At 64.6% G+C, this 229-nt stretch carries 1 protein-coding gene; it reads left to right on the top strand.

The genetic code is table 11. From position 1 onward, the window contains the following. Positions 1-210, top strand: a 210-nt coding sequence (locus tag ACRHNM_RS18525) for a glutamate synthase central domain-containing protein (RefSeq protein WP_431138090.1), incomplete at its 5' end; no start/stop codon positions are given. Positions 211-229: the final 19 nt, after the last annotated feature.

The following is a 229-nucleotide window of genomic DNA, read 5'->3' as shown; positions in this document are numbered from 1 at the left end:
ATCCGCGAAGCCGTGGTGATGTCGCTCGTGTCGTTCATCGGCCCGAAGCCCAACCTGCTCGACATCAACGCGGTGAACCCGCCGATGCGCCTCGAAGTGTCCCAGCCCGTGCTGGACTCCGACGACATGGCCCGCCTGCGCAACATCGAGAAGCACACCGGCGGCAAGTTCAAGCCGTACGAGGTCGACATCACCTACCCGGCGGCCTAGGGCCACGAAGGTGTCGAAG

The sequence above is a fragment of the Psychroserpens mesophilus genome, from assembly GCF_050617655.1.
GTDB lineage: Bacteria > Bacteroidota > Bacteroidia > Flavobacteriales > Flavobacteriaceae > Psychroserpens > Psychroserpens mesophilus_A.
The sequence above is the reverse complement of the archived record's forward strand: the minus strand, read 5'-3'. Positions and strand labels throughout refer to the sequence as shown.